This window comes from Streptomyces sp. NPDC002176, assembly GCF_044903645.1.
Taxonomy (GTDB): domain Bacteria; phylum Actinomycetota; class Actinomycetes; order Streptomycetales; family Streptomycetaceae; genus Streptomyces.
Window position 1 is genome coordinate 462,455 of record NZ_JBJDQW010000002.1, and the last position, 26,390, is coordinate 488,844.

Annotated in this window: 28 protein-coding genes; 13 read left to right on the forward strand and 15 right to left on the reverse strand. The window is 69.9% G+C overall.

Going from position 1 to position 26,390, the window contains the following annotated elements:
* Positions 1 to 8: 8 nt before the first annotated feature.
* From ACI2LY_RS10275 to ACI2LY_RS10290, 4 genes are all read right to left on the reverse strand, one after another.
* Positions 9 to 572, reverse strand: coding sequence for a Clp protease N-terminal domain-containing protein (locus tag ACI2LY_RS10275; RefSeq protein ID WP_404706793.1), 564 nt, complete (start codon positions 570 to 572; stop codon positions 9 to 11).
* A complete protein-coding gene (locus ACI2LY_RS10280; RefSeq protein WP_401630486.1) occupies positions 572 to 781 on the reverse strand; it encodes a helix-turn-helix domain-containing protein in 210 nt (69 codons plus the stop codon). Before ACI2LY_RS10280 ends, ACI2LY_RS10275 begins: the two co-directional genes overlap by 1 nt.
* Before the next feature lie 105 nt (positions 782 to 886).
* Complete coding sequence (locus ACI2LY_RS10285; RefSeq protein ID WP_401447145.1) at positions 887 to 1,852, reverse strand: zinc-binding dehydrogenase; 966 nt, start codon at positions 1,850 to 1,852, stop codon at positions 887 to 889.
* Positions 1,853 to 2,337: 485 nt separating this feature from the next.
* A complete protein-coding gene (locus tag ACI2LY_RS10290) occupies positions 2,338 to 3,564 on the reverse strand; it encodes an NADP-dependent malic enzyme (protein ID WP_404706794.1) in 1,227 nt (408 codons plus the stop codon).
* A gap of 597 nt (positions 3,565 to 4,161) precedes the next feature.
* Here ACI2LY_RS10290 and ACI2LY_RS10295 point away from each other — a divergent pair.
* From ACI2LY_RS10295 to ACI2LY_RS10305, 3 genes are read left to right on the forward strand one after another with little or no spacing between them, the layout of a single operon-like run.
* A complete protein-coding gene (locus ACI2LY_RS10295) occupies positions 4,162 to 5,112 on the forward strand; it encodes an ABC transporter substrate-binding protein (RefSeq protein WP_404706795.1) in 951 nt (316 codons plus the stop codon).
* Between the two features lie 37 nt (positions 5,113 to 5,149).
* Positions 5,150 to 6,088 (forward strand): amino acid ABC transporter permease, encoded by a 939-nt coding sequence (locus ACI2LY_RS10300; protein WP_404706796.1) that lies wholly within the window; start codon positions 5,150 to 5,152, stop codon positions 6,086 to 6,088.
* Positions 6,089 to 6,126: 38 nt separating this feature from the next.
* Positions 6,127 to 6,888, forward strand: a complete 762-nt coding sequence (locus ACI2LY_RS10305; protein ID WP_404707303.1) for an amino acid ABC transporter ATP-binding protein — start codon at positions 6,127 to 6,129, stop codon at positions 6,886 to 6,888.
* A gap of 55 nt (positions 6,889 to 6,943) precedes the next feature.
* Here the strand turns inward: ACI2LY_RS10305 and ACI2LY_RS10310 are convergent, their stop codons facing one another.
* Complete coding sequence (locus ACI2LY_RS10310; RefSeq protein ID WP_404707304.1) at positions 6,944 to 7,690, reverse strand: class I SAM-dependent methyltransferase; 747 nt, start codon at positions 7,688 to 7,690, stop codon at positions 6,944 to 6,946.
* A gap of 116 nt (positions 7,691 to 7,806) precedes the next feature.
* Here ACI2LY_RS10310 and ACI2LY_RS10315 point away from each other — a divergent pair, with 116 nt between their 5' ends.
* Positions 7,807 to 8,454, forward strand: a complete 648-nt coding sequence (locus ACI2LY_RS10315) for a CGNR zinc finger domain-containing protein (protein ID WP_404706797.1) — start codon at positions 7,807 to 7,809, stop codon at positions 8,452 to 8,454.
* Here ACI2LY_RS10315 and sodX read toward each other — a convergent pair.
* Complete coding sequence (gene sodX, locus ACI2LY_RS10320; protein WP_404707305.1) at positions 8,340 to 8,771, reverse strand: nickel-type superoxide dismutase maturation protease; 432 nt, start codon at positions 8,769 to 8,771, stop codon at positions 8,340 to 8,342. The genes ACI2LY_RS10315 and sodX overlap by 115 nt on opposite strands.
* Positions 8,772 to 8,915: 144 nt before the next feature.
* On the opposite strand from sodX, the gene sodN reads away from it, so the two are divergent.
* A complete protein-coding gene (gene sodN, locus ACI2LY_RS10325) occupies positions 8,916 to 9,311 on the forward strand; it encodes a superoxide dismutase, Ni (protein WP_030807512.1) in 396 nt (131 codons plus the stop codon).
* Between the two features lie 97 nt (positions 9,312 to 9,408).
* Positions 9,409 to 10,005 carry a hypothetical protein gene (locus ACI2LY_RS10330; protein ID WP_404706798.1) on the forward strand — a complete coding sequence of 199 codons (597 nt, stop codon included), beginning with the start codon at positions 9,409 to 9,411 and terminating at the stop codon, positions 10,003 to 10,005.
* 57 nt (positions 10,006 to 10,062) lie between these two features.
* On the opposite strand, the gene ACI2LY_RS10335 is transcribed toward ACI2LY_RS10330, so the two are convergent.
* From ACI2LY_RS10335 to ACI2LY_RS10350, 4 genes are all read right to left on the reverse strand, one after another.
* Positions 10,063 to 10,587: an HAD domain-containing protein gene (locus tag ACI2LY_RS10335; protein WP_404706799.1), complete on the reverse strand. Its 525-nt coding sequence runs from the start codon at positions 10,585 to 10,587 to the stop codon at positions 10,063 to 10,065.
* Positions 10,588 to 10,618: 31 nt separating this feature from the next.
* Positions 10,619 to 11,350, reverse strand: coding sequence for a class I SAM-dependent methyltransferase (locus ACI2LY_RS10340; protein WP_404707306.1), 732 nt, complete (start codon positions 11,348 to 11,350; stop codon positions 10,619 to 10,621).
* Position 11,351: 1 nt separating this feature from the next.
* Positions 11,352 to 12,263: an aminoglycoside phosphotransferase family protein gene (locus ACI2LY_RS10345; protein ID WP_404706800.1), complete on the reverse strand. Its 912-nt coding sequence runs from the start codon at positions 12,261 to 12,263 to the stop codon at positions 11,352 to 11,354.
* A 77-nt stretch (positions 12,264 to 12,340) separates the two neighbouring features.
* Positions 12,341 to 13,090, reverse strand: coding sequence for a hypothetical protein (locus tag ACI2LY_RS10350; protein WP_404706801.1), 750 nt, complete (start codon positions 13,088 to 13,090; stop codon positions 12,341 to 12,343).
* Between the two features lie 223 nt (positions 13,091 to 13,313).
* Here ACI2LY_RS10350 and ACI2LY_RS10355 point away from each other — a divergent pair, with 223 nt between their 5' ends.
* The 4 genes from ACI2LY_RS10355 (at position 13,314) to ACI2LY_RS10370 (ending at position 17,485) form a co-directional block, all read left to right on the forward strand.
* Positions 13,314 to 14,669, forward strand: a complete 1,356-nt coding sequence (locus tag ACI2LY_RS10355; protein WP_404706802.1) for a tetratricopeptide repeat protein — start codon at positions 13,314 to 13,316, stop codon at positions 14,667 to 14,669.
* A 1-nt stretch (position 14,670) separates the two neighbouring features.
* Positions 14,671 to 15,204 (forward strand): NUDIX domain-containing protein, encoded by a 534-nt coding sequence (locus ACI2LY_RS10360; protein WP_404706803.1) that lies wholly within the window; start codon positions 14,671 to 14,673, stop codon positions 15,202 to 15,204.
* 284 nt (positions 15,205 to 15,488) lie between these two features.
* Positions 15,489 to 16,592, forward strand: a complete 1,104-nt coding sequence (locus ACI2LY_RS10365) for a hypothetical protein (protein ID WP_404706804.1) — start codon at positions 15,489 to 15,491, stop codon at positions 16,590 to 16,592.
* A gap of 476 nt (positions 16,593 to 17,068) precedes the next feature.
* Positions 17,069 to 17,485 (forward strand): hypothetical protein, encoded by a 417-nt coding sequence (locus ACI2LY_RS10370; RefSeq protein WP_404706805.1) that lies wholly within the window; start codon positions 17,069 to 17,071, stop codon positions 17,483 to 17,485.
* Here the strand turns inward: ACI2LY_RS10370 and ACI2LY_RS10375 are convergent.
* On the reverse strand, positions 17,482 to 18,495 hold the full coding sequence (locus ACI2LY_RS10375; protein WP_404706806.1) for a hypothetical protein: 1,014 nt from the start codon (positions 18,493 to 18,495) through the stop codon (positions 17,482 to 17,484). The two genes, ACI2LY_RS10370 and ACI2LY_RS10375, sit on opposite strands and share 4 nt — an antisense overlap.
* Before the next feature lie 145 nt (positions 18,496 to 18,640).
* Here ACI2LY_RS10375 and ACI2LY_RS10380 point away from each other — a divergent pair, with 145 nt between their 5' ends.
* On the forward strand, positions 18,641 to 19,684 hold the full coding sequence (locus ACI2LY_RS10380) for a YihY/virulence factor BrkB family protein (RefSeq protein WP_404706807.1): 1,044 nt from the start codon (positions 18,641 to 18,643) through the stop codon (positions 19,682 to 19,684).
* Positions 19,685 to 19,707: 23 nt separating this feature from the next.
* Here the strand turns inward: ACI2LY_RS10380 and ACI2LY_RS10385 are convergent, their stop codons facing one another.
* From ACI2LY_RS10385 to ACI2LY_RS10395, 3 genes are all read right to left on the reverse strand, one after another.
* The gene (locus ACI2LY_RS10385; RefSeq protein WP_404706808.1) at positions 19,708 to 20,046 is read right to left on the reverse strand and encodes a DUF952 domain-containing protein; all 339 of its coding nucleotides are present in this window, start codon (positions 20,044 to 20,046) and stop codon (positions 19,708 to 19,710) included.
* Positions 20,047 to 20,248: 202 nt separating this feature from the next.
* On the reverse strand, positions 20,249 to 21,430 hold the full coding sequence (locus ACI2LY_RS10390; RefSeq protein ID WP_404706809.1) for a family 2 encapsulin nanocompartment cargo protein polyprenyl transferase: 1,182 nt from the start codon (positions 21,428 to 21,430) through the stop codon (positions 20,249 to 20,251).
* Between the two features lie 91 nt (positions 21,431 to 21,521).
* Positions 21,522 to 22,928: a family 2B encapsulin nanocompartment shell protein gene (locus tag ACI2LY_RS10395; protein WP_404706810.1), complete on the reverse strand. Its 1,407-nt coding sequence runs from the start codon at positions 22,926 to 22,928 to the stop codon at positions 21,522 to 21,524.
* Positions 22,929 to 23,223: 295 nt separating this feature from the next.
* Here ACI2LY_RS10395 and ACI2LY_RS10400 point away from each other — a divergent pair, with 295 nt between their 5' ends.
* Positions 23,224 to 23,817, forward strand: coding sequence for an N-acetylmuramoyl-L-alanine amidase (locus ACI2LY_RS10400; protein ID WP_401447179.1), 594 nt, complete (start codon positions 23,224 to 23,226; stop codon positions 23,815 to 23,817).
* A gap of 37 nt (positions 23,818 to 23,854) precedes the next feature.
* The gene (locus ACI2LY_RS10405; RefSeq protein ID WP_404706811.1) at positions 23,855 to 24,760 is read left to right on the forward strand and encodes a 1-aminocyclopropane-1-carboxylate deaminase/D-cysteine desulfhydrase; all 906 of its coding nucleotides are present in this window, start codon (positions 23,855 to 23,857) and stop codon (positions 24,758 to 24,760) included.
* On the opposite strand, the gene ACI2LY_RS10410 is transcribed toward ACI2LY_RS10405, so the two are convergent.
* Positions 24,757 to 26,352, reverse strand: coding sequence for a Na+/H+ antiporter (locus tag ACI2LY_RS10410; RefSeq protein ID WP_404707307.1), 1,596 nt, complete (start codon positions 26,350 to 26,352; stop codon positions 24,757 to 24,759). The two genes, ACI2LY_RS10405 and ACI2LY_RS10410, sit on opposite strands and share 4 nt — an antisense overlap.
* Positions 26,353 to 26,390: the final 38 nt, after the last annotated feature.

Consider the following 26,390-nt stretch of genomic DNA (forward strand, 5'->3'; position numbering starts at 1 on the left):
GCCCGGCGTCAGCCCGCCTGCGCGGCCCCCTCGCCGTACAGGACCCGCCGCAGCGACTCGTCGGTCACCCCGTGGTCGGCGAGCACCTCGGCGGGCACTCCGGGCCGCACCGTCAGGGCGAGCAGGAGGTGTTCGTCGCCGATGCGCCGGTCGCGGTGGCCGACGGCGGCGCGCAGCGCCCCCTCCAGCACGTCCTTGGCGTCCTGGTCGAAGGTCCGGCGGCCGGACCAGCTGCCCGTGTCGCGGCGGTCGCCGGACAGCGCCCCGGCGCCGTGCGCCTCCTCGACCCTGGAGACGATCTCCGTGACGTCGATCCCGAGTCCGGCGAGGGCGTCCGTGTCCGCCCGGGTCAGGCCCGCCCGGCGCCGCGCCTCGGCCAGCGCCGTCCGCAGGGAGTCCTTGCGTTCGGCGAGGCCGAGGGCGGCGAAGGCGAAGGAGGCCCGGCTGCCCTCGCGGTCGAGGAGGGCGAGCAGCAGTTGCTCGGCGCCGATGGACCGGACGCCCGCGCGTTCCGCGTGCGCGACCGCGCCCTGGACGACTTCACGGGCGTCCTTGGTGAAGCGTTCGAACATCACTGCCTCCCGTGTTTCTTGTGCACGGCCTGCCTGCTGACACCCAGCTCGGCGGCGATCTCCTGCCACGACCAGCCCTGATCGCGCGCGCCGCGCACCTGCACCGCCTCCAGCTGCTCCAGCAGCCTGCGCAGCGCGGCCACGGCCCGCAGTCCGACCCGCGGATCGCGGTCACCGGCCCGCTGGGCGAGATCCGTTGCATCCGTCATGGCGTCAACCTAGGTTGACGGCACCTGGAATGTCAACCCAAGTTGACAAGGAGTGCGCGAAAAGGCGGGCCCGGCACCCCGGACCCGCCAACTCCGCCGAGAGGTTCAGGAGTTACTGAGCACGATCTTCCCGAAGTGCTCGCCGGACTCCAGCCGTTCGAAGCCCTCGCGGGCGCGGTCCAGCGGGAGGATCTCGTCGATGACGGGACGTACGCCGGTCGTGGCGCAGAAGGCGAGCAGGTCCTCCAGTTCGTCCTTGGTGCCCATGGTCGAGCCGACGACCTTGAGTTCCAGGAAGAAGATCCGGGTCAGCTCGGCATGCGAGGGCCGGTCGCCGCTGGTGGCACCGGAGATCACGACGGTGCCGCCGGGCCGCAGCGACTTGATGGAGTGCGACCAGGTCGCGGCGCCCACGGTCTCGATGACGGCGTCCACCCGCTGCGGCAGCCGCGCCCCCGGCTCCACGGCCTCGACGGCGCCCAGTTCCAGCGCCCGCTTCCGCTTGGCCTCGTCCCGGCTGGTGGCGAAGACCCGCAGCCCCGCCGCCCGGCCGAGCACGATGGCGGCCGTGGCGACACCCCCGCCCGCGCCCTGCACCAGGACCGAGTCACCGGGCCGCACCCCGGCGTTGGTGAACAGCATCCGGTACGCGGTGAGCCAGGCGGTGGGCAGGCAGGCGGCCTCGGCGAAGGACAGTTCCCTCGGCTTGGGCAGCACGTTCCAGGTGGGCACGGCGACCTGCTCGGCGAAGGTGCCCTGGTAGCGCTCGGTGAGGATGGAGCGGGGTTCACGGGGGCCGACACCGTGGCCGCTCTGGCCGATGACGGAGTGCAGGACGACCTCGTTGCCGTCCTCGTCGATCCCGGCGGCGTCACAGCCGAGGATCATCGGCAGCCGCTCCTCGGGGAGTCCGACGCCCCGCAGGGACCAGAGGTCGTGGTGGTTGAGGGAGGCGGCGCGGACGTCGATGGTGCTCCAGCCCGGCCGGGCCTCGGGGGCCGGGCGCTCCCCCAACTCAAGGCCGGAGAGCGGCTGGTCGCGGTCGATCCGGGCGGCATAGGCGGCGAACATGGCCTCGACGATAGGTTCCGCCCCACCCTCGACGGAACCGGCCGACGGTGTGACACACACCCTCTTGCGCGAAAGCCCTCCGGGCCGGGCACGACACCAGCGGACCGGCACGGGCCGACCGGCCCAGGTCGTGCCCGCGAAGTCCCCCCCTGGCTCGCGACGCCTGGCACAGCGGCAAGCCCACCGACGGGCCCCCGCCCTGTCGGCACCCGGCCAAGCCACCGGCCCCACGCGGCCCACGAGCCGCACCCGACCGACATGACGACCCGCCTGGACCCGCCTGGACCCGCCTGGCGAGCAAACGCTCCCAACCTCGACCGGCGGCCCGGCACACCCCACTGGCCTGCCAGCCCGCAGCACGAGCACCTCACCCTCGCCCGCCCACAGCCCCAGCCCGACCAGCCCCCGGCGCCCCCCCGGAAACCACGAACGGCCCCACCCCCCAAGGGGGCGAGGCCGTTCCCGTCGAACGCTTGCGCGCAGGCTCAGCGTCGGGCGACGCCCTCCGCGCGGGCCGCGGCAGCGACGGCGGCCGTGACCGCCGGAGCGACCCGCTCGTCGAACGGCGAGGGGATCACGTAGTCGGCGGCGAGATCGTCGCCGACGACGGCGGCGAGCGCCTCGGCCGCGGCGATCTTCATGCCCTCGGTGATCCGCGAGGCCCGCACCTGGAGCGCACCGGCGAAGATGCCGGGGAAGGCGAGCACGTTGTTGATCTGGTTTGGGAAGTCGGAGCGCCCGGTGGCGACGACGGCCGCGTACTTGTGCGCGACCTCCGGGTGCACCTCGGGGTTCGGGTTGGCCATGGCGAAGACGAAGGCGCCCTTCGCCATGGAGGCGACCGCCTCCTCCGCGACCGTGCCACCGGAGACGCCGATGAACACGTCGGCTCCGGCCAGCGCGTCCTCCAGCGTGCCGGTGAGCCCGGCCTTGTTGGTGAAGGAGGCCAACTCGCGCTTGACATCGGTCAGATCGGTCCGGTCGGCGGAGACGACGCCCTTGCGGTCGGCGACCGCCACGTCTCCGATACCGGCCTCGATCAGCATCCGGGCGATGGCGACACCGGCCGCCCCGGCCCCGGAGATGACGACGCGCAGCTGCCCGATCTCGCGCCCGCTGAGCCGGGCCGCGTTGCGCAGCGCCGCCAGCGTGACGACGGCGGTGCCGTGCTGGTCGTCATGGAAGACCGGGATGTCCAGCCGCTCCTGGAGGCGCCGCTCGATCTCGAAGCAGCGCGGCGCCGAGATGTCTTCCAGGTTGACCCCGCCGAAGGACGGGGCGAGCCGGACGACGGTCTCGATGATCTCGTCGACTCCGGTGCAGGCGAGGGCGATCGGCACCGCGTCGACGCCGCCGAACTGCTTGAACAGGATCGCCTTGCCCTCCATCACGGGGAGGGACGCCTCGGGACCGATGTCCCCGAGGCCGAGCACGGCCGTGCCGTCGGTGACGACGGCGACGACCGAGGACTTCCAGGTGTAGTCGTTGACCAGCTCCGGCTGTTCCGCGATCGCGGTGCACACGCGCGCGACGCCGGGGGTGTACGCGAGGGAAAGGTCTTCCGTGTCCCGGACCGGCACGGTGGCCCGCACGGCCATCTTGCCGCCGCGGTGCAGCGCGAACGCGGGATCGAAGGAGTCGAGGGGCTCGGCCGCCCCGCCCTCCGGTCCGGCACCGCTGTCGCTGCGAGGATTGACGATCTCCGCTGCCACTTTGTCTTACCCCTTAGGTATGCATGGTTGAGGGTCGACCACTCCGGGTGAGGAGTGGGCGGGCACCGCGTACGGCTCGGTTGACGGATACGTACGAGCACATACGCGACGGGCGCGCCGCACACGCGCCCTGAGCCCCGGATGAGGGGTGTAAAGAACCTTCATACCGGACGGACGGGCGGACCACGAGTCCATTAGGCGCAAGGTCACATGTCGCCCCGGAATGCCGGCCGGCCCTCCCGGCCCGCTCCGCCGCCCTCGCACGAAGGGCCCGCGGGCGCACCTCAGAGGAACCTCAAGCGCCCCGCGAATCCCCCGAAACCCCGCACAACGCCCGTCCGCATCGTGAGACCTGTTGCAGATCTTCCGGTGTGAAAAGTCTATTTCCGCAGATCATCCGGTGTGAATGGAGCGCGGATGTACCGACCTGGTGCGGTTCTCGATCACCCGTTATCCGATTTTGACATTGTGACGGGCCTGAATGGCGTAGTCCGAATGGCAAGATGCCGTAAACCCACGAGGTCGCGACACCCGAAGGTGTGTGTTCTCGTCGACCCATCGGTACGTCTTCTCTTCCCATCCGCCGGAGGAACCACGATGTCCGCAAGCTCCACCCGTCGTACGACCGCACGGTCCCGGATCGCAGCGGTCGGTGCGATCGCGGTCGCGGGCTCCCTGCTCCTCACCGGCTGCGGTGACCAGACCAAGAGCAAGGACTCCGGCAGCACCACCGACAGCAGCGCCCCGCTCGCCAAGCTGCTCCCCTCCGACATCCGGGACAAGGGCGAGATCCACGTCGGCTCCGACATCCACTACGCCCCGGTCGAGTTCAAGGACTCCTCCGGCAAGGTCGTCGGCATCGACCCCGACATCGCCACCGCCCTCGGCGACCAGCTCGGCGTCAAGTTCACCTTCGACGACGGCACGTTCGACGGCCTGCTCACCGGCCTGCGCTCCGGCCGCTTCCAGATGGCCATGTCCGCGATGACGGACAACAAGAACCGCCAGGAGGGCGTCGACCCCGACACCGGCAAGAAGGCCGGCGAGGGCGCCGACTTCGTCGACTACCTGACGGCGGGCGTCTCCATCTACACGCGCAAGGGCGACACCAACGGCATCACCGGCTGGTCGGACCTGTGCGGCAAGAAGCTCGCCGTCCAGCGCGGCACGGTCTCGGAGGACCTGGCCAAGCAGGAGACCAAGAAGTGCCCGGCCGGCAAGAAGATCAGCATCGAGCCGTTCGACGACGACCAGCAGTCCCAGACCCGGCTGCGCTCCGCTGGCGTGGACGCGGCCTCCTCCGACTTCCCGGTCGCCGCCTACGCGGTGAAGACCTCCGGCGGCGGCAAGGACTTCGAGGTCGTGGGCGACCAGGTCGAGGCGGCCCCGTACGGCATCGCCGTCGCCAAGAAGGACACGCAGCTGCGTGACGCCCTGAAGGCCGCGCTCGACGCGATCATCAAGAACGGCGAGTACGCCAAGATCCTCAAGAAGTGGGGCGTGCAGGACGGCGCCGTCAAGGAAGCCGTGATCAACGGCGGCAAGTGATCCGCGGACCCTCAGCGGCCACCGAGAGGCAACACCTGTGACTGAGATCGAGAAGACGGCCGGAGGCAAGGACACACCCCCGGCCGCGCCGGAGGCCATCAGGGCCATCCCGGTCAAGCACTACGGACGCTACGTGTCCGCCGTCGTCGCCATCGCCCTGCTCGCGGCGATCGTGTACGCCTTCAGCCAGGGCAAGATCAACTGGCACGCCATCCCCGAGTTCTTCTTCGACGACCGCATCCTCACCGGCGTCGGCAAGACCCTGCTGCTGACCGTCCTGTCGATGGTGATCGGCATCGTGGGCGGCATCGTCCTCGCGGTGATGCGGCTGTCGAAGAACCCGGTGACCTCGTCGATCGCCTGGTTCTACATCTGGTTCTTCCGCGGCACCCCGGTGCTGGTGCAGCTGTTCCTGTGGTTCAACCTGGGACTCGTCTTCGAGTACATCAACCTGGGCCCGATCTACAAGAACTACTGGTCGGACTTCATGACGCCGCTGCTGACGGCGCTGCTCGGCCTCGGCCTCAACGAGGCCGCGTACATGGCGGAGATCTGCCGCGCCGGTCTGCTCGCGGTGGACGAGGGCCAGACCGAGGCGTCGCACGCGCTGGGTATGAGCCACGCCAAGACGCTGCGCCGGGTCGTGATCCCGCAGGCGATGCGCGTGATCGTGCCGCCCACGGGCAACGAAGTGATCAACATGCTGAAGACGACCTCGCTCGTGGCGGCCGTCCAGTATCCAGAACTCTTCCGCTACGCCCAGGACATCGGCCAGAACTCCGGCGCACCGGTGGAGATGTACTTCCTCGCCGCCGCCTGGTACCTGATCATGACCTCGGTCCTGAGCGTCGGCCAGTACTACATCGAGCGCTACTACGCCCGAGGCTCCAGCCGTTCACTTCCCGCCACCCCCTGGCAGAAGGTGAAGGCGAACACGCTCTCCCTGGGCCGGCCTCGAGGATCGGTGGGGGCATGAGCGACAAGCTGAGCAAGAACGACACCCCGCCGAAGGCGATCGTGCCGATGGTGAAGTCCGAGGGCGTGCACAAGTCCTTCGGCGCGGTGCAGGTCCTCAAGGGCATCGACCTGGAGGTGAAGCCGGGCGAGGTGTTCTGCCTCATCGGCCCCTCCGGCTCCGGCAAGTCGACGTTCCTCAGGTGCATCAACCACCTGGAGAAGGTCAACTCCGGCCGCCTGTGGGTCGACGGCGAGCTGGTCGGCTACCGCCAGAAGGGCGACAAGCTGTACGAGCTGCGGGACAGCGAGGTCGCGCTGAAGCGCCGGAACATCGGCATGGTCTTCCAGCGCTTCAACCTCTTCCCGCACATGACCGCCGCGGAGAACGTCGCCGAGGCGCCCGTGCAGGTCAAGGGGGTCTCCCGGAAGGCGGCGCGCGAGCAGGCGATGCAGCTCCTGGAGCGGGTCGGCCTCGGCGACAAGGCGGGCAACTACCCCTCCCAGCTCTCCGGCGGCCAGCAGCAGCGCGTGGCGATCGCGCGGGCGCTCGCCATGGAGCCCAAGCTGATGCTGTTCGACGAGCCGACGTCGGCGCTCGACCCGGAGCTGGTCGGTGACGTCCTCGACGTCATGCGCGACCTCGCCGAGTCCGGCATGACGATGGTCGTCGTCACCCACGAGATGGGCTTCGCCCGCGAGGTGGGCGACAGCCTGGTCTTCATGGACGGCGGCGTGGTGGTCGAGTCCGGCCACCCCCGCGACGTCCTGACCAACCCGCAGCACGAACGCACCCAGTCGTTCCTGTCGAAGGTGCTGTAGTCGGCCAGGAAGAGGGGCGGTACGGGATGCGATCCCGTACCGCCCCTCTTCCGCGTCACCGCAGGGCGAGGAGCAGGGTGTCCGAGGGCGAGCACCACACCGGCCGCGCCTCCGCGAACCCCTTCGCGCGCAGGGCGGCCGCGTGCGTCGCAGCGGAGGGGGTGTCGCCGTCGGCGTGTTCGCCGTAGATCTCGAAGCGGCGGGCGGTGGGCTCGGCGAGGACCGGGTCCTGGGCGGCGACCTGCCACCACTCCGCCCAGTCGAGGGCGCCGTCCCGCTTGGCCCGGTCCATCCGGGCATGGCGCTGGGCCCGCTCGGCGGCGTTGATCCGGGGCGTGGAGTCGTCGGACATGTGGTCCGCGTTCATGAAGACCCCGCCCTCCCGCACCAGCCCGGCGAGCTGCCCGTAGAGCGCGGCGAGGGGTTCGGTGTGCAGCCAGTGCAGCGCGGTGGCGGTGAGGACGGCGTCGTAGTCGGCGTACGGCAGCGCCGCCGTCCACTCCGGGTCCTTGAGGTCGGCCTCGACGAGGGTGACCCGGTCGTCGCCCGCGAAGGTGCCGCGCGCGATGGCGAGCAGGGCCGGGTCGAGGTCGACCCCGGTGCTGACGGCCTCCGGGAACCGCGCCAGCAGCCGCGCGGTGATCGTGCCCGTACCGCAGGCGAGGTCGAGCACGCGCGGGGCGGTGCCGACGAACGCCTCCACCATGTCGAGCATGACCCGGAACCGCTCCTCGCGGTCGGGCAGGTACCACTCCTGCTGCCGGTCCCAGCTCTCCTGCCAGGCGGCCCAGTCCGTTCCCATACCTGTGGTGGTCACGATTCCCCATCCCCTTCGGTGCACGCGTAATACCCTGGAAGCACGACCGGCTGTTACCCGCCCGCAGACATGACCATAGAGCGCCCTCGTAAGGACTACAAGTGGAACTGGCCCATTACTCGGACTACGCCGTACGCCTCGTCAACAGCGAGGAGCCGGGCCAGGGCAAGGACTCCCTGACCTCGGTGGAGGCCGTACGCGACCTCTTCGGCGGGAACGCGTCGGCGGCCCGCCGCGCCACCGACGCCGATGTCACCCGCTTCCGCTCGGTCCGCGGCAGGCTGCGCGCGGTGTTCGAGGCGGCGGACGGGGGCGACGAGACGCTCGCCGTGGACCTGCTGAACTCCCTGCTGCTGGAGTTCCCGGTCAGCCCGCAGATCTCCGGCCACGACCACCGCGATGACGACGGCCGCCCGCTGTGGCACATGCACCTGGCCGACCATCCGTCGAACGCGACCGCGGGGTACGCGGCCATCGCCGCGATGGGCCTGGCGTTCCATCTGACCGAGTACGGCGTCGACCGCCTGGGCCTGTGCCAGGCCGCTCCCTGCCGGAACGCCTACCTGGACACCTCCACCAACCGCTCCCGCCGCTACTGCTCCGACCGCTGCGCGACCCGCGCCAACGTCGCCGCCTACCGCGCCCGGAAGCGCCTGGCCGCCGAACGGTCCGACAGCAGCGGCCTGGCCGCGGAGAACACCCAGCGCACCACCACCAGCGGCGAGCGCCGCCCGGCCAGTGGCCGGTAGCGCAGCCAGGCCCGCCCGAGGATCAGCTCCTCGGGCACGACCCCGTAGTCGGTGCTGTCCCCACCGGCGTACGGGTTGTCGCCGAGCACCCACCAGCCGCCCTCGCGGCGCTCCACCGCACGCTTGACGACCAGCAGGTCCTGCTGGAAGGGGTGGCGCAGGACGACGATCGCGCCCGGCCTGACCGGAGTCCCGTACCGCAGCAGCAGGCGGTCCCCGTGGTGCAGCGTGGGCACCATGGAGGGGCCCGTGACCTCGGCGAGCCCGAAGGGCGGCAGCGCTCTGCCCCGCTCGGTCTCCTGCGACAGCTCCGGCATGCCCGGTACCTCCCCGGTCCGTTCCTCCACAGTCTCAGTCTGACCCCGGACTTTTGTCCTAAGCCCTGGGGGGCACTCGGGAAAACCAGTCCCTCAGGGAGTAATGTCCCACCTGAGAAGACGATCACGAGGAAGGAACGCTCCATGCTTTCCCGCCTGTTTGCCCCCAAGGTCAAGGTCAGCGCCCACTGCGACCTGCCCTGCGGTGTGTACGACCCCGCCCAGGCCCGCATCGAGGCGGAGTCGGTCAAGGCCATCCAGGAGAAGATGGCCGCCAACGACGACCTGCACTTCCAGATCCGTGCCACGGTGATCAAGGAGCAGCGCGCCGAGCTGGCCAAGCACCACCTGGACGTGCTCTGGAGCGACTACTTCAAGCCGCCGCACTTCGAGAGCTACCCCGAGCTCCACACCCTCATCAACGAGGCCGTCAAGTCCCTCTCCGCCGCCAAGGCGTCCACGGACCCGGCGACCGGCCAGAAGGCCCTTGACTACATCGCCCAGATCGACAAGATCTTCTGGGAGACGAAGAAGGCTTGATCCCCTAGGGACCAGCCCTCCAGCTTTTCCGACCGCACCCGGTCCCTCCGAGGGGCCGGGTGCGGTCTTCTTCGCCGAGCCCCTCGGAGGGACGACCATGGCGTTCAAGGCCGAAGCCGGTCCCGGAGACGCCGGACGGGAAGAATGGTCCTATGCGCCGACTGTCGGCGTCGGACCGCTCCGGTTCGGTATGACCGTCGACGAAGTGGTCGAGGCGGCTGAGACACTCGGCCGGACGAAGGTCAGCGATGCTGCACGGGGCCACACGATCTTCTCGCCGACTTGGAAGGTCGAGGTCCGCAGTCGCGGGGCGGCTGGCTCTCCACCTGCCGTCACCACCTATGTGAGCCAAGCTGTGGGCCTCTTCTGTATCGCTGCCGACGCCGTGTACGGCCCCCAGGTCATGTACGACGGAATCCCGCTGGTCGGGCGAGACCTGTCGGAGCTGGAGCACGATGCGATCGCGTATGCCGAGACAAAGGACGTGTACGTCCGCTACACGCCCGAGGGGCACGCGGGACCGGATGACCCCGGGGTCGTCCTGCGCGGGCAACCGGTCGGGCCGGTCCTCCGGTCGCGCCCGTTGTTCATGGTGCCGCGCGACGGCGCGCATACCGAATGGGACTCGATGCCCGCCGAGGAGTACCGCCCGCACGTCGGCACCCAGGCAGGCGGCACCCACAGCGCACCTTGACGTCATCGCTGTACGCGACAGCAAGGACATCAGTCGTAAGACGACTCGGGCTACGGGTCACCGCGCGGCCCACGTCGTGACCTCGACCAGGTGCTCGGGCTGTAGACCGAGGTGTGGGTCGGGTTGAACGAGGAGAGTCGGCGTTCCCTTGGCGGTGCGCTCCGCCGCCCAGGCGTGGTCGAGGCCGGTGAAGTCGTCGTCGATCCAGACGGCAGGGGCGTCGCCCAGCCAGGCGTCGACGTGGTCACGCTTCCACAGGTAGCCGTTGGGGTGGCTGGTGGTGATCTGCGGACGCGGGAGATCGACGTAGGACAGGGTCGGAAGGCCGAGCAGCGGGCCGATGAGGGTGTTGGCGTCCTGGCGCCAGCTGGTGCACCAGACCGGGATGACCAGGCCGGTGCGGATCACGTCCATGAGCAGGGGGCCGTGGGCAGGATCGAGCCAGACGGTGACCGGGTTGTCGGCACTCCGGCCGGTAGGGACGACGTCGTGGCGGGCGTGGGTGGCCGGGGTCGAGCCGTCCGCGTCGGGGAAGGGTATGAAGACGCCGTCGATGTCGAGGAGCAGGTAGGGCGGGCGCATCGGTCCTCCAAGGGCGGGATGGACGTGGCTGTCACAGCTTGCGGGCGCGGATCAGCAGGGTGATGGGCCAGTGGCCCATGCGGGGGTCGTGAAACTCCTGGGCCGAGGTGAGCCGGAAACCCGCCCTGCTGAGCTGCCTCTCCCACCGGTCGGTGTCGAACTCCCAGCGAGCGATGGGGAGCCGGGTGCGGTCGGGGAGGGTGACGAAGTCGCGGCGGGGACGGTCGTCGCCGGACGGGCTGCGGCCGCCGCGCTGCGGGTGGGGGACAGAGAAGGCGAGCATCCTGCCGGGCCTGAGGCGCTGGGCGATAGCCGGGAGCAAGAGTTCGGGCGCGACGAGCCCGATGGCGCCGAAGACGGAGTAGATCGCGTCGAACTGCTCGTCGGAGGCTTGCAGGTAGTGCAGGGCGTGGCAGGCGACGAAGGTGAGGTTGTTCAGCCTTCCGTAGTGGGAGCGGGCCCGACGGACCTGCAGTCCGATCAGGTCGACGCCGGTGACGTGAGCGCCGATTGGGGTATCCCCTGCTCGAGCGGAGCCGAGAGCTTGGGGATGGGTGGCGAGGTGGGCGGCGTTGTGGCCGGGGCCGCAGCCGAGTTCCAGGAGTCGCTTGCCGCGCAGGTCGGGGCCGAGGAGCTCGGCGCCGGGACCTTGGCCAGGTCTCGTGGTCCATTCCATCCGTGCGGGTACGGCGAGGGGTTCGGCGAGTCCGGCGGCGGTGCGCTGGAGGGCATGGGCGTGCCACGGGGATGCCTGGGCAAGCACGTCAGACATCCAAGAGGGGGAGGACGTCGGTGAGGTGGCGGCGGACGGCCTTGAGGTACGCGGGATCGGTGGCCGGGTCGTTGATCCAGCGAACGGCCTGCTCCATGAACCACTCGACAGCCCACATGCGATGCCAGCCCAGGGCCCAGTTCTCAGCGGCGAGCCCGCCGCGCGGGGCGAGGGCATCGGGGGAGCCGCCGACGGTGACGTACTGCTCCAGGAAGACGCGCAGGCGCACGGGGTGCGGCGGATCGATGGTGCCGTGCCAGCTGGCGAGGTCGAGCAGGCCGGGGCCGGTGAAGGCGCGGGCGAAGTCGAGCAGCCGCCAGCCGTGTTCGCCGATGTGGAGGCTGGTGGGGTGAAACTCGGAGTGCACCCAGCCGAAGGGTGCCAGGGTCGCTCCGACCGAGCGGGCAGTGGCGGCCTTGGCGATCCGGTCGAGCGCGTCCTCGACGTCGTCGGCGTCCTGCCACCGGTCGGCTTTGCGTAGCCGTTCGAGATGCTCTAGCGCCCGGGTCGGCAGCGCGCGCAGCCGCTCCTGGTCGAGTACGGGCACGGGCGGAGCCGTACGGGTGCCGTGCAGAACCACAGCCGCGGCGACGCCGTCCAGGTCATCGGCCTCACGGGCAGACGGCCCGAGGTCCTCCATGAGCATGCCGAGCCAGCCGTCCAGAACGGCAGAGGCGTGCACCTGAGGAACGGGAACACCGAGAGTGTGGGCGACGCGGAGGGCCTGGTCCTCGCTGTCGAACGGCTTCTTGGCGTACTTGAAGATGGCTGTGGTGCCGTCCGGGAAGGTCACGCGCTCAACGCCGGACATGGACCACACGCGCACCTCCTCTCGTGCAGCGGTGGACTGGTCGGCCGCGGTGAGCAGGTCGTTGAGGAGTTCGGCGCTGGGGTTCGGGCTCATGGAGGCTCCGGTCGGTTGGGGGGCGTCCGGGGCGGACGAGAGGTGCCGTTCCGCCCCGGAGCCTGATCGGTGGCGGGTTACGCGGCGGGGTTCACGCGGTGGGCGTAGACCCGCTCGATCCAGCCCGCCTTGAACGCGGCGAGGTCGTCACGGAAGTTCGCCATCGAGGCACCGTAGGGCGCGACCACGCCACCGGTCTGGTCCGGCACGGACTGGCAGCCGTGCACCAGACGTCCGCCGAGTGCGGCGTGGGCCTTGATGGACTCGATCCGGCGATGCTCGTTGAACCAGCCGCCGTGGTAGACCTCGTCGAGCATCCCGCCCATCTCGTCGTCCAGGTCGAAGACGACGGAGGTGGCGGCGGGGAAGAACCAGCACGGGCCGACGTTGGAGATGTGGCCGTCCAGCTCGACCTTGTTGAGCGCCATGAGCGTGGCGGCCTCCTGGAGCATCCGCAGGTGGTCGGCGGTGATCTGCGGCAGGCCGAGGCCGGGCAGGTGTTCGTCTCGGAAGAGGTAGGCGTACACCTCGTACGCGGTGGCCAGGACGCGGGCGGCGTCAGATGTGGACTCGCTGTACTGCTTGATGAAGTCGAGCGCGAGCTGCTCGACCGCGCTCTCGGTCGTCTCGTCTACGTCCAGGAGCTGGGACTTGACCAGCTTCCAGTCGGCGACGAGCCAGGTGTTGGACTCGAAGCGGAAGAAGTACTCGGCCCGGTCGATGGTGATGCGTCGGCCGTCGACTTGGATGCCGGGCAGGCGGCTCCAGCGCGGGTCGAACGCTTCGGGCAGCTCGACCGTGATGGCCGTGGTGTCGATGGTGTTCACCGTGTCTCCGTCTCTGATCGGCCAGGTTCGGGCACTGGAATGCCCGAGCCCGGTGTGGGCGTACGGAACTTCGGGGTGCCGCCCGGTTCAAGGGGGAGCCTGGATCGCGGTCGCGCCGTTCCGGGCGGCTGCTGATAAGTGAACCGGTGGTCACGCTCAGTGGGTACGGTGTACGGCAGTTGAAGCGGTATACGCGGTTTACAGCTCCGGCGTGGAGGCGATCGTGGCGGCGCAGAGAGAACCCCACTCCCCCCTGCGCGACGTCATCGCGGCGGTCGACTGCACCTACGAGGCCCTCGCCCGAGACGTGCGGCGCATCGCCGCCGAGAACGGCGAGATCCTCCAGACCAACAAGTCGGCCATCTCGCACTGGGTGAACGGCACCCGTGCCCCGTCGGGCCGAGCAGGCCAGTACCTCGCCGAAGCACTGTCCCGTCGAGCGGGGCGCACGATCACCCAGACCGAGATCGGCCTCCAGGCCAGCGATGACGAGGCGCCGGCGGAATCCGACCCTGTCCTCGCCGCCACCGACCTGGGCCGCGCCGACGTCGAGCGCCGCCGCTTCCTCGCCATCGCGGCCTTCACCACCGCCGACGTCGCCATGCCGCTCGGGTACGACCACGAAGCCACCGCCCGCATGCTCCGCGCCCGCACCGGCACGTCGCTGGTCGGTGCGGAGGACGTGGACGTCGTACGGCAGATCACGGCGGCCTTCAGCGCCGCCGACGAACGCCTCGGCGGCGGGCACGGCCTGACCACAGTCACCGCGTACCTCGCCGACACCGCCGCCCCCATGCTGCGCGGACGCTTCTCCGGCGAAGCCTTACGCCGGACAGCCTTCGGAGCAGTCGCCGAACTCGCCTACCTCGCAGGGTGGAAGCACCACGACCTCGGCCAGGAAGGCGCCGCCCAGCGCTACTACCAGGTCGGCTACAAGCTCGCCTGCGAAGCCGACCCCCACGGCCACGCCGCCTGGATGATGCGCGCCCTCGCCCACCAGGCCCTGAGCCTCAAACAGCCCCACCACTGCGTCGACCTCGTCGAAGGCGCTCTACGACGCGGCCTCGGCCACGTCGACAGCCAGACCGAAGCCCTGCTCCACATCACCCACGCCCGCGCCTACGCGGCCGTCAACGAGCACGCCCTCGCCGCGCGGGCTCTCCTCGCAGCCGAAGACGCCCTCTCACGGGAGGACGACCCCCAGCCCAGCTACTCCCGCGTAAGCGGTCCCGCGGCGGGCACCGTGGCCAGCCACACCGCCCGCACTCTGACGGACCTCGCCGACCACACCGGCACCGAACAGCAGCACCGAGAGGCCCTCACCCGCTGGGATCCCGCGAAGTACAAGCGCGTCCACGCCCTCACCCACGCAGACCTCGGCGACAGCCTCGCCGCCCAAGCCCGCGCCGACGAGGCCGTCGCCGCCTGGACTCAAGCACTGGTCCTCATGGAAGGCATGACCTCCGACCGCACCCGCAAGGCGATCACCTCGATCCGATCCACCCTCGCGGTCTACCAGCGGCGCAAAGTGCCCGGCGCCTTCGATCTCGCCCGCCGCGCCCGCGAGGCCCTCGCCTAACATGCCCAACAACCCGCCCGACGAAGGGATGACCGTGGTTCAGCCGACAACCGACGCTCAGCCGAAGGCCCTCAAGCCAGCGCTCGAATCGATGACCCTCCTGGTCGCCGCCGTCATCGTCCACGACAAGGCCACGAACCGCGTCGTCCTCCTCCAACGCAGCGAGAACGCGAAGTTCGCCCAGGGCATGTGGGACCTCCCGGTCGGCAAGAGCGAGCCGGGCGAACCCATCACGGAGACCGCAGTCCGTGAGCTCTACGAGGAGACGGGCCTCACGGTGAAACCCGAGTCCCTCAAAGTCGCCCACATCATCCACGGCGCCTGGGGCGTCGAAGCCCCCAACGGCTTCCTCACGGTCGTCTTCGCCTCCCACGACTGGACGGGCGAGCCGGAGAACCGCGAACCCCGCAAGCACGCCCAAGTTCGCTGGGTCGATGTCAAATCCATCCCCGCAGCGTTCGTGGATACCACCGCTAGCGCCCTCCACAGCTATCTCGAAGGTGGTCCGGAAATTTCCCTCGATGGCTGGCGTTAGCCTCGCTGCTCCATGTAACCGTCCGTAGCAGGTTCAGGTACAGAAATTGAACGCCGACCCCGACTTTTCGCGGTACATGTAAATCTCGCATTTCGCGAGCGCCACGCTGATAGCCTGGATTAACCTAATCCTGTTCACGAACGGCATGCCGGGCATGGGGGGTATCATCTGCACTCTCTGCGTCAACACATTGCAATTTTTTGATTCCCAGAAAATTGACTTTCCCGCGCCGCAGAATTTGGCATCAACGAGACGTGTTAGCTGTCACACCAAGGGGACACTAGATGAACGAGAGTGCCAGCCTAAAGCACAAAATAGCCACTCAACTCCTCGAAAGCGACCTCATGTTCTCTCGTCGCTTCCTGGACAGCATGCTGGCGGACCAGGCGAACTCGACCATCCCGTACTTCTGCATGAATAATTACCTCTCGCTCTTCATATACGAGTCACACAAGACCCTCAAGGTCATCGATCCGCCGCGAGCGGCACGCTTGACATATAACCACGAGGCCGTCATTGAGAAGGCGCGCCACAGCGTCAAGCTCTTTGACGGCTCCAAGGTTGGGCACGCGAGCATCCTCGGCGACTTCACAGCGATCATCGCCGCCGATCGAAAGAGGTTCCTTAACAACACCTGGTTTCCTCCGGCCCGGGTGCTAGAAACCGACCTTGGCGAGTGGCGCTACCGAGGCCGGCTAGTGACGACAACCCAAGTGGCTAGTTTCTTCTCGGGCATCCCCAATCTTGCTACGTCCGACATCTCTATCATTGGGCGCACTCTCATGACTTTGGCTGAAACTCAAGCGCGCTTCTTAGAGCAGGCAACCGAGTCTCTCCCGTGGCACGGATCATCATTTATGTCCGGCATGCACTTCGGAGAGCTGAAGAGCCGGGACCGACGGTCTGAGTGGCATTTTAAGCGCCTGTTTGACACGGCCCTATCGGACGAGCTGACAGCTTCGATGTCGTCCTTTCAATGCTCGCTCAACGCCCTTGACGTGATTTTGTCGGCTGACCAGTGCGTCGCTTCTGGCGAGACCCTACTCAAGCTTAGATTCATCACGCTTTACCACGTACTCTCGAGTCTCACTCAGCTTAAAGCCGCATACGGTAGCACGCTGAGCAGGGCGTCTCTCAGCCTCCTGGATGCCATCCTGAGTCATCAGGCGAGCGTCACCATCATGCACGCGGATGCGCGGGGATTCCGCAATACGCTCATTCACTACACCCCCGAGGAACGGGTCGTACCCCGGCTGACTCTGAGCTTGCCTTTCTACGGACTGGTCGAGGAGTACTACCCGAAACACGACTTTTGTTCGCTGAGCCAAGAGCTCGGCGCGCACACGACGCGCGTGGCGACGCTTCTCGATGAGTGGGCGCGAAAATAAATGATCTTCCTGCCCCCTGGAGTGGTCGACTGCGGTACGCCTCGCTCGTCTATCAGGGGGAGAGCGGTTGTCTATCCAGGCGATTCCGGGCACGGCTTGGTGGACGCCCGCAGCTCTGTGCCGGCAGTTGCGAAGAGGCTTGCCGCACCCCGCGAATCCACGACTTCATCCTCGCGGATGACCGCGTCGGGCAACACAGAGCCGTCGACTCAGTCCGCACACAGTCCGCAGGACACCCGATCAAGACCGTCGCACCCCATCGCCACCCAACACCAAAAGGCCAGGTCGGTGACCTGCGGCACCCATCGCCGCAGGTCACCGACCCGTCCCACTACTAGGAGACCAAGAAGGCTTGATCCCCTGGGGTCCAGGCCACCAGCTTTTCCGACCGCACCCGGTCCGCAGGCCGCCGACCACGGCGTCCACGGCGGACCGGGTGCGGTCTTCTTCGCCTGATCAAGTCGTAGCCTTTCGGCGTGCGCTATCTCGCAGAACCCTTCATCCTCGGCGCCCTCAAGCGGGGACGCTCCGTCGAGCAGTTCCTGGTACCGGCTGGAACACCCGAGCGGCCGGGGGTCCGCTGGGTCGAGGTGCGACCGGTCCCGGGAGCCTACGAGGTCCACCTCCACACCGCTCTCGACTGCGAACCCCTGACCGGCGACCTGGATTCGCTGCCACCGTTGTTCGACGACGAGGAAGAGGATCTCGGCCTGCTCTTGGCAACGACGAATGAGCCCCTTGCCGCCCTGCACGCTGCCGAGAGTCGAACCGGAGCCGCACGCGAACGCTGGGTGAACCAGTCCATGGCGGGCGACGAGTATCGCGACTACATACTGTCCGGCCGCCCTGCAGCGACCCCTGGCTACGAACACCACCGCGAACTGGACGACTAGAAGAAGTCAGCTCGCGTGAGGTTCTCGGAGATCGTGCGCAGCCCTGGGCCGCGTGCGGCCGACAGTCGGGCCGCGGTGTGGCGGAACGTTTGCCGGTCGGGCTGGAAGAGGTAGGTGGGGTGCGGAGGGGGCGGGTCGTCGCGGAGTACGTCGCGGGGGATGCGGCCCGAGGCGGGGACCGGCAGGTTCGGCTGCGGTGAAACCAGCCACAGCCACACGCCCAGCGGCAGGGGGACCAGGTAGGCCGAGGTGGCCGGGGCGGCGGGGGTCCAGGTCCGGCCCGTTCCGGGGTGGATCGGTGCGAGGAGGATGTCGGCGGCGTCGCCGGGGGGAGGCAGTCCCGGTCCGGCCAGGGCGGCACGTCGCGCTGGGGCGGCCGCGGGCAGCAGGGCGTCGAGTGCGCGTTGGAACACGTCCGCGGCCAGGCCGTCGGGGACCTTCACCGCGTGGCCTTCGGAGGCCGCCAGCAGGTGGGCGAGCGCGTGGCCCGCCGCCGCCTCCCACCGCGGACTCCATGACCAGTAGTGGTTCGACCCCGCGGGTCCGCCCCAGGTGGCGATCGGCTCGAACGGGGGCGTCGCCTCGCCCTTCTCCACCAGCTCCGCCCAGGACAGGGGTGCGGCGGGGGTGCCGTCGACGGGGACGCGGCGCACGGTGTCCGAGGGGAGCCATACCGCCTGCCAGCGCGAGCAGTCGTCGAGTCTGGTCGCCACGGGGAGATCGCACTCCTCGCAGGCCATGTTGGGTCCGTCGGCCCCGTCCGGGCCACAGCAGGCGCCGTCGCACCTCTCAGGAATCAGCCGGGTTCCACGGATGTCACCGGGCGCGATGACACTCGCCCCGGGAATGCCATGGCCTGCCCCAGGGTCCACGGCGAACGTCCCCGACCGCATGAGCACCGGAAGCTGGACCCCGTTGCCGTACTTCTGACGGGCGTGAACCGGCAGCGCGACCTCGGACAGCGGGACGGTCAACTCGGCACCGCATCCCGCACACACGAAAACGAACAAGCACCCTCCGTCCGGGAAACCAGCGCATCTTCGCAGCAGGCCGTAAAGAGGCCAACATGTTTTCGGCCCCGCCCCACCCCGTCCCGTCCCGCACCCGCACACCCCCCGCCGACATAGCCCGCCGCTCACGGGACATCCGCGAGGCATGGAGAAATCGCTGAGGGGATTCGGGTCCCGTGACGAAGACGCGTCGGCCGGGCAGGACACGGGCGTCGGTCCGTCGGAGCAGGTGGAGCGGCGGGCGCCGGACTCTCTGACGGATCTGCCCGCGCGGTCCTGGGGTGCGGTGCTGAAGGGCACCCTGAAGGAGTTCCAGAAGGACGACCTGGTCGACCGGGCGGCGTCGCTGACCTACTACGGCGTCCTGGCGCTGTTCCCGGCGCTGCTGGCCCTGGTCTCCCTGCTGGGACTCGTCGGCCGGTCGACGACCCAGAAGGTGCTGACCAATATCCAGCAGCTCGCCCCCGGTCCCGCCCGCGACGTCCTGCGCGCCGCGGTGCAGCAGATGCAGGGCAAGGGCGGGGTCGGCTCGGTCATGGCGGTCGTGGGTCTCGCGCTCGCGGTGTGGTCGGCCTCCGGCTACGTGGCCGCCTTCATCCGCAGCGCGAACGTCGTGTACGACGTGCCCGAGGGCCGTCCGGTGTGGAAGCTGCTGCCCGTGCGGCTCGGGGTGACCGTGGTGCTCATGGTGATCGCCGTGATCAGCGCGCTGATCGTGGTCCTCACCGGCAGCGTGGCCCAGCAGGTCGGCACCACGCTGGGCGTCGGCGACACGTTCCTGACGGTGTGGTCGTTCGCCAAGTGGCCCGTGCTGGCCGTCCTGGTCACCCTCATGATCGCGATCCTGTTCTGGGCGACCCCGAACGCCAAGATCCGCAGCATCCGCTGGATCACTCCGGGCAGCTTCCTCGCCCTGTTCGTCTGGCTGATCGCGTCGGCGGCGTTCGCGCTGTACGTGGCCAACTTCTCCTCGTACAACAAGACGTACGGCGCCATCGCGGGCGTGATCGTGTTCCTGGTGTGGCTGTGGCTCACGAACCTGGCGATCCTGCTCGGCCTGGAATTCGACGCGGAGATGAGCCGTCACCGCGCCATCGCCGGTGGTCACCCGGCCGACGAGGAGCCCTACGTCGAGCCCCGCGACACCCGCGCATGGGACGAGGAGGACCGCAGGCGCCTCGAGTCCTGATCCGAGGGACCTGTCCGAGGGACCTAGGGCCCCTTCCACGGCTCCACGTCGACCACCGCCGACACCGGCACCGCCCCGTACACATGCGGGAACTCCTCCCCCGCCGGTGGCATCGCCTCGTACTTCAGCGGGGCGTCGAGCAGCTTCGGGTCGACCACCAGGACCACCAGGTCGTCCCGGTCGGGGTCGTCGCCGTACAGGAAGGCCGCGACGTGAGGGAGTTGGGCGCGGGTGGAGAAGTGGACGTAGCCGACCTCTTCAAGGGTGCGGCCTCGGGTGGACACCTCGTAGGTGCCGTGTTCGCGGGCCGCGTCCCAGAGGGCGCGTTCGGTGAGGTGGAGGATCTCGGGATGCTGGGGCATGGGGGTCACGGTAGAGGCGCAGGCCGGGTTGTGGCACGGTCCTGGCTTCCACACCGGGACCCACGCGCCCAGCGTCTTGTGGCGGCCGACGACCGTGTCGACGGACCGGCCGCAGGTGGGGCAGACATGGGCTTCCCTGTCCATAAGCCCAGGGTAGGACGGGTGGGCCCCGCGCACCGTGGGGATGCGCGGGGCCCCCGCCTCAGCTGCTGCGCCGGGTGACGAACTCCGCCAGCGCCAGCAGACCGCCCGCCGCCTCCGGGGCCGGGACGGCCCGGGCCAGTTCCTGGACCGCCCGTGCCATCCGGTCCGCCGCCTCCGCCTGAGCCCAGTCCCGGCCGCCCGCCTGCTCCACGGCGACCGTCGCACGGGCGATCTCGGCGGTGTCGCCCTCCGTGTGCGGGCGGGCGTACAGCGTGGCCAGTTCCGCTGCCGCCGGGGTGCCGGAGGTCAGCGCGGCGACCACCGGCAGGGACTTCTTGCGGACGGCGAGGTCGGCGCCGGCTGGTTTGCCCGTGCGCCGGGGGTCGCCCCATATGCCGATCACGTCGTCGATCAGCTGGAACGCCAGCCCCGCCTGGCGGCCGAAGGTGTCCAGCGCCGCCACGACCTCGTCCTCCGCGCCCGCGTACAGCGCGCCCAAGGCGCAGGCGCAGCCGAGCAGGGCGCCGGTCTTCGCCTCGGCCATGGCCAGCACCTCGTCGAGGGCGACCTCGTCGGGCGGGCGCTGTTCCAGGGCCGTGTCGGTCTGCTGTCCGGCGCACAGTTCGATGACGCACTCCGCGAGCCGGGCCGCCGCACGGCCGGAGGCCGGATGCGGGTCGTCGGCGAGCAGCCGCAGGGCCAGGGCCTGGAGGGCGTCCCCGGCGAGGATCGCGTCGGGGTCGCCGAACACGGTCCAGGCCGTGGGCCGGTGTCTGCGGGTGGTGTCGCGGTCCATCACGTCGTCGTGCAACAGCGTGAAGTTGTGGACCAGTTCGACCGCCGCCGCGGCCCGCACGGACGCGACCCGCGCCTCCGCACCGCCCAGCGCGGAGGCGGCCGCCAGGACGAGGGCGGGGCGGATCGCCTTGCCCGCGTTGCCCGCGGCCGGGGTGCCGTCCGCGTGGCTCCAGCCGAAGTGGTAGAGCGCGATCCGGCGCAGCTGCCCCGGCAACGAGTCGACGGCGGCGCGCAGTTCGGGGTCCACGACCCCCCGGGTGCGCTCCAGCAGGACGACCGCCTCATGGCCCTCCCCCGAAACGCCGTCCCGCGGAACGCCGTCCCCCGAAGCGCCGTCCCTCGGCACATCGTCCGCCGCCTGCCGCGGCCTCGGTACGGCGTCGGACGCGGACGCGACCGGCGCCGACGCGCGCCCTCCCGTCTCCACGGTGGACTCGCTCATGGCTCCCCCTCACGAACTCCGGGAACGGTGGGGCCGCCGCCCCGGCGGCAGGGACCGCCGGGGCGGAACACGGCCGTAAGCGGGGACGGTGTCACCGCCACCGGCCGATCTCCACGTTCTCCAGCACGCCGAGCGCGTCCGGCACCAGCACGGCGGCCGAGTAGTAGGCGGTCACCAGGTAGTTGATGACGGCCTGCTCGTTGATGCCCATGAAGCGGACGGACAGGCTGGGCTCGATCTCGTCCGGCAGGCCGGACTGCCGCAGGCCGATCACGCCCTGGTCGGCCTCGCCGGTACGCAGCGCGATGATCGAGGTGGTGCGGGCCTCGCTGACCGGGATCTTGTTGCACGGGTAGATCGGCACCCCGCGCCAGGTGGGGATGCGGTTGCCGCCCACGTCGATGGTCTCCGGGACCAGTCCGCGCTTGTTCAGCTCGCGCCCGATCGCCGCGATGGCGCGCGGGTGGGCGAGCAGGAACTTGGTGCCCCGGCGGCGGCTGAGCAGCTCGTCCAGGTCGTCCGGACCGGGGACGCCGTCGTGCGGCTGGAGGCGCTGGTCGTACTCACAGGCGTGCAGCAGGCCGAACTCGCGGTTGTTGACCAGCTCGTGCTCCTGGCGCTCCTTCAGCGCCTCGACGGTGAGCCGCAACTGGTGCTCGGTCTGGTTCATCGGCTGGTTGTACAGGTCGGCCACGCGGGAGTGGATGCGCAGCACGGTCTGGGCGATGCTGAGTTCGTACTCGCGCGGACGCGCCTCGTAGTCCACGAAGGTGTGCGGGATGTCGGGCTCGCCGGAGTGACCGGCCGCCAGCTCGACCTCCTTCTCGCCGTACTTGTTGGTGCGCTGGTCCGGGAGCGCGCGCAGCCTGCCCACGTGTTCGCCGAGGGAGTCGGAGCGCTCGGCGACCTGCTCGAAGTCGGAGCGGGTGAGGACGAGCACCGTGCACGCGGTGGCGGCGCGGGCGGTGTACTCCCAGATGGCGTCGGGGTCCAGCAGCGCCTGTTCGCCGAAGTAGGCGCCGTCGGCGAGGACTTCGAGGACCGCGTCGTCTCCGTACGGGCCCGTGCCGATCTTCTCGACGCGGCCGTGGGCGAGCAGGTAGACCTCCTCGGTGCGGGCGCCGAAGGAGCTGATCACCTCGCCCGCGGCGATGTCGCGCTGCCTGCAGCGCCGGGCCAGCTCGGTCAGCACCTCTTCGTCCTCGAACGAGCGCAGGGCGGGCAGTTCGCCCAGCTCGGCCGGGATGACCTCGACCTGGTCCCCGGTCTTCACGAAGGTGACGCGGCCGTCGCCGACGGCGTACGTCAGCCGCCGGTTCACCCGGTACGTGCCACCCTGGACGTCCACCCAGGGCAGGTTGCGCAGCAGCCAGCGGGAGCTGATCTCCTGCATCTGGGGTGCGGACTTGGTCGTGGTGGCCAGGTTCCGCGCGGCCGCCGTGCCGAGGGACTGCTGCGGCTTGCCCTGCTCCGTGCGGACCTCTTCGCCTACCGACATAAGGAATTGCCCTCCCGTGTATGCCCGGTGCCGAATCTCGCCGGGCACCGGTCTCACGGCTGAGCCTTTCATCACGGAGCGTGCTCGCACCATTACCCGAAAGAAGGGGAATGGATCATCGGACTACTGGGCAGACTGGGGGACTTCGCCGACCGGACCCGGAATGGCCGGATCGGCTCGCACACCGAGCGAACGATGTGATTCCCACCCCCGTACGTCGGTACAAGCACCGTGACGGGTGGGCCGAGACGGCCGGTCCGTCCCAAACTTCCCGAACGGTACGAAGGAGGCGGCCATGTCCCCACCCATGTCCGCGAGCGGTTTTCTGAGCGCGCTGAAGGCGGAGGGCCTCAAGGTCGTGGAGGTCGCCGGCTGGCGGGTCCACAACCGCAACCACAAGGGCCCCTGGGGCCCGGTGCACGGCGTCATGATCCACCACACGGTGACCAGCGGCAGCGCCCGCACCGTGGAGCTGTGCCGCGAAGGCTACGAGGAGCTTCCCGGCCCACTCTGCCACGGTGTGATCACCAAGGACGGCAGGGTGCATCTGGTCGGCTACGGCCGCGCCAACCACGCCGGTCTCGGCGACGACGAGGTGCTACGCGCGGTCATCGCGGAGAAGGGCCTGCCGACCGACAACGAGGCCAACACCGACGGCAACCGGTACTTCTACGGCTTCGAGTGCGAGAACCTCGGCGACGGCGAGGACCCCTGGCCCGACGCCCAGATGGAGGCGATCGTGCGGGTGTCCGCCGCGATCTGCCGCCACCACGGCTGGACGGAACGTTCGGTCATCGGCCACCGCGAATGGCAGCCGGGCAAGGTGGACCCGCGCGGGTTCACCATGGCATCGCTGCGGTCGCGCGTGAAGGAGCGCCTGAAGGACTGACCCCGCCCGCGCGCGGGGGCGAGGGGACAATGGGCCCATGACCAGCGCCGCTCCCCTCACCCCGGCACTCCCCTCGCCCCTCGCGGAGGTGCGGGACGACCGTTTCTCCCGGCACGGCGTGCGGCTGCTGCTCAAGCGGGACGATCTGATCCACCCGGAGCTGATCGGCAACAAGTGGCGCAAGCTCATGCCGAACATCGAGGCGGCGCGGGGCCGGGCGCTGGTCACCTTCGGTGGCGCGTACTCCAACCATCTGCGCGCCACCGCGGCCGCCGGACGGCTGCTCGGCATGCCCACGGTCGGCGTGGTGCGCGGTGACGAGCTGGCCGGGCGCCCGCTGAACCCCTCGCTGGCCCGGTGCGCGGCCGACGGCATGCGCCTGCACTTCACGGACCGGGCCACGTACCGGCGCAAGGCCGAGCCGGAGACCCTGGCCGCGATCCTGCGCGCGGCCCGCGCGGAGGACGCGTACGTCGTCCCGGAGGGCGGCAGCAACGCCGAGGCGGTGCGCGGCTGCGTGGCGCTGGGCGAGGAGCTGCGGGACCGCGCGGAGGTCGTCGCGGTGGCCTGCGGCACCGGTGGCACGCTCGCCGGACTGGCCGCCGGGCTCGCGCCCGGACAGCGCGCGCTCGGGGTGTCCGTGCTCAAGGGCGGCTTCCTGGCGGCCGAGGTCCGCGCCCTCCAGGAGCGGGCCTTCGGCGCGCGCACCGGCGACTGGTCGCTGGAGGACCGTTTCCACTTCGGCGGCTATGCCCGTACGACTCCGGAGCTGGACGCCTTCGCGGCGGACTTCGAGGACCGGCACGGGGTGCCCGTGGAGCGGCTGTATGTCGCCAAGTCGCTGTACGCGCTCACCGCGCTGGCCGAGGAGGGCGCCTTCCCGCGCGGGACCTCCGTGGCCGCAGTGATCACCGGACGCCCCTTCCCGGACAGTACGTTTTAGGCCACTTCCCGGAACGCGGCCGCCTCCTCCAGGTCGAGTCGGCGCAGCAGGGCGCGGAGCATCTCGTCGTCGATGTAGCGGTGGTCGCGCAGCCGGACGAAGACATCGCGTTCGGCGCTGATCATCTGGCGGGACAGCCGCCGGTAGGTGTCGTCCACGGACTCGCCGGTGACCGGGTTGGCCTGGCCGAGGCGTTCCCAGACGGAGTCGCGGCGGCGCTCCATCACCGCGCGGAGCCGGTCGGCGAGCGGTGCGGGCAGGGCGTTGCGCTCGTCGGTGAGGAGTTCGGTGAGGCGGGTCTCGGCCGCGCGGGACGCCTGGGCCTGCGCGTTGGCCTCGGCGAGGGTGTCCGCGCGCGGGTCGCGGGCCGGGAAGCGGAGGGCGCGGATCAGCGGGGGCAGGCTCAGGCCCTGGATGACCAGGGTGCCGATGACGGTGGTGAAGGTCAGGAAGAGGATCAGGTTGCGCTGCGGGAAGGGGTGGCCGCCGTGCACGGTGAGCGGGACGGAGAACGCGATGGCGAGGGAGACCACGCCGCGCATCCCGGCCCAGCCGGTGACCAGCGCGCCCTTCCAGGTGGGGTTCTCCTCCCGCTCCCGGACGCGGGCGGAGAGCAGGCGGGGCAGGAAGGCGGCGGGGTAGACCCAGGCGACCCGGGCGAGGACGACGACCAGGAAGAGGATCACGGCGTACGCGACGGCCCGCGCGCCCTCGTTCGCGCCGAGTCCCTCGACGACGACGCGCAGCTGGAGGCCGATCAGGGCGAAGACGGCGGACTCGAGGATGAAGGCGACCATCTTCCACACCGCCTCCTCCTGGAGCCGGGTGGCGAAGTCGACCTCCCACGCGCGGTGCCCGAGGTACAGCGCGACGACCACGACCGCGAGCACCCCGGAGGCGTGGAACTGCTCGGCGACGCCGTAGGCGACGAACGGGATGAGCAGGGACAGGGTGTTCTGGAGCAGGGCCTCGCGCAGATGGGTGCGCAGCCAGTGCAGGGGCGCCATCAGGACGAGGCCGACCCCGACACCGCCGACCGCGGCGATCAGGAACTCGACCAGCCCGCCCGCCCAGGTGGCGCCCTCCCCGATGGCGGCGGCCAGGGCGACCTTGTACGCGGTGATGGCGGTGGCGTCGTTCAGCAGGGACTCGCCCTGGAGGATCGTGGTGATCCGGGACGGCAGTCCGAGCCTGCGGGCGACCGCGGTGGCGGCGACCGCGTCGGGCGGTGCCACCACCGCGCCCAGCACCAGCGCGGCGGTCAGCGGCAGTCCGGGCACGATCAGATGGGCGACCCAGCCGACGGCGACGGTGGCGAAGAGGACGTACCCGACCGACAGCAGGGCCACCGGCCGCACCTGGGCGCGCAGGTCGAGGTAGGAGCTGTCGCTGGCCGAGGTGTACAGCAGCGGGGGCAGCAGCAGCGGAAGGACGACCTCGGGGTCGAGGGTGTAGTCGGGCACGCCCGGCACGTAGGACGCGGCGAGGCCCACCCCGACCAGCAGCAGCGGCGCGGGTACCGGCCCGCGCCGGGCCACGCCCGCGACGGCCGCGCTCCCCGCGATCAGCAGCAGGAGCGGCATCACGTCCATGTCCTCGCCCACCCTCGTTCTCCGCGCGGCTCCCCGCG

What these genes read in the sequence shown, in the direction of transcription:
- ACI2LY_RS10275 (WP_404706793.1), bottom strand. Translation starts at nt 572, where the DNA reads ATGTTCGAACGCTTCACCAAGGACGCCCGTGAAGTCGTCCAGGGCGCG.
- ACI2LY_RS10280 (WP_401630486.1), bottom strand. Translation starts at nt 781, where the DNA reads ATGACGGATGCAACGGATCTCGCCCAGCGGGCCGGTGACCGCGATCCG.
- ACI2LY_RS10285 (WP_401447145.1), bottom strand. Translation starts at nt 1,852, where the DNA reads ATGTTCGCCGCCTATGCCGCCCGGATCGACCGCGACCAGCCGCTCTCC.
- ACI2LY_RS10295 (WP_404706795.1), top strand. Translation starts at nt 4,162, where the DNA reads ATGTCCGCAAGCTCCACCCGTCGTACGACCGCACGGTCCCGGATCGCA.
- ACI2LY_RS10310 (WP_404707304.1), bottom strand. Translation starts at nt 7,690, where the DNA reads ATGGGAACGGACTGGGCCGCCTGGCAGGAGAGCTGGGACCGGCAGCAG.
- sodX (WP_404707305.1), bottom strand. Translation starts at nt 8,771, where the DNA reads ATGCCGGAGCTGTCGCAGGAGACCGAGCGGGGCAGAGCGCTGCCGCCC.
- sodN (WP_030807512.1), top strand. Translation starts at nt 8,916, where the DNA reads ATGCTTTCCCGCCTGTTTGCCCCCAAGGTCAAGGTCAGCGCCCACTGC.
- ACI2LY_RS10330 (WP_404706798.1), top strand. Translation starts at nt 9,409, where the DNA reads ATGGCGTTCAAGGCCGAAGCCGGTCCCGGAGACGCCGGACGGGAAGAA.
- ACI2LY_RS10335 (WP_404706799.1), bottom strand. Translation starts at nt 10,587, where the DNA reads ATGCGCCCGCCCTACCTGCTCCTCGACATCGACGGCGTCTTCATACCC.
- ACI2LY_RS10345 (WP_404706800.1), bottom strand. Translation starts at nt 12,263, where the DNA reads ATGAGCCCGAACCCCAGCGCCGAACTCCTCAACGACCTGCTCACCGCG.
- ACI2LY_RS10360 (WP_404706803.1), top strand. Translation starts at nt 14,671, where the DNA reads ATGCCCAACAACCCGCCCGACGAAGGGATGACCGTGGTTCAGCCGACA.
- ACI2LY_RS10365 (WP_404706804.1), top strand. Translation starts at nt 15,489, where the DNA reads ATGAACGAGAGTGCCAGCCTAAAGCACAAAATAGCCACTCAACTCCTC.
- ACI2LY_RS10380 (WP_404706807.1), top strand. Translation starts at nt 18,641, where the DNA reads ATGGAGAAATCGCTGAGGGGATTCGGGTCCCGTGACGAAGACGCGTCG.
- ACI2LY_RS10385 (WP_404706808.1), bottom strand. Translation starts at nt 20,046, where the DNA reads ATGCCCCAGCATCCCGAGATCCTCCACCTCACCGAACGCGCCCTCTGG.
- ACI2LY_RS10390 (WP_404706809.1), bottom strand. Translation starts at nt 21,430, where the DNA reads ATGAGCGAGTCCACCGTGGAGACGGGAGGGCGCGCGTCGGCGCCGGTC.
- ACI2LY_RS10395 (WP_404706810.1), bottom strand. Translation starts at nt 22,928, where the DNA reads ATGTCGGTAGGCGAAGAGGTCCGCACGGAGCAGGGCAAGCCGCAGCAG.
- ACI2LY_RS10400 (WP_401447179.1), top strand. Translation starts at nt 23,224, where the DNA reads ATGTCCCCACCCATGTCCGCGAGCGGTTTTCTGAGCGCGCTGAAGGCG.
- ACI2LY_RS10405 (WP_404706811.1), top strand. Translation starts at nt 23,855, where the DNA reads ATGACCAGCGCCGCTCCCCTCACCCCGGCACTCCCCTCGCCCCTCGCG.
- ACI2LY_RS10410 (WP_404707307.1), bottom strand. Translation starts at nt 26,352, where the DNA reads ATGGACGTGATGCCGCTCCTGCTGCTGATCGCGGGGAGCGCGGCCGTC.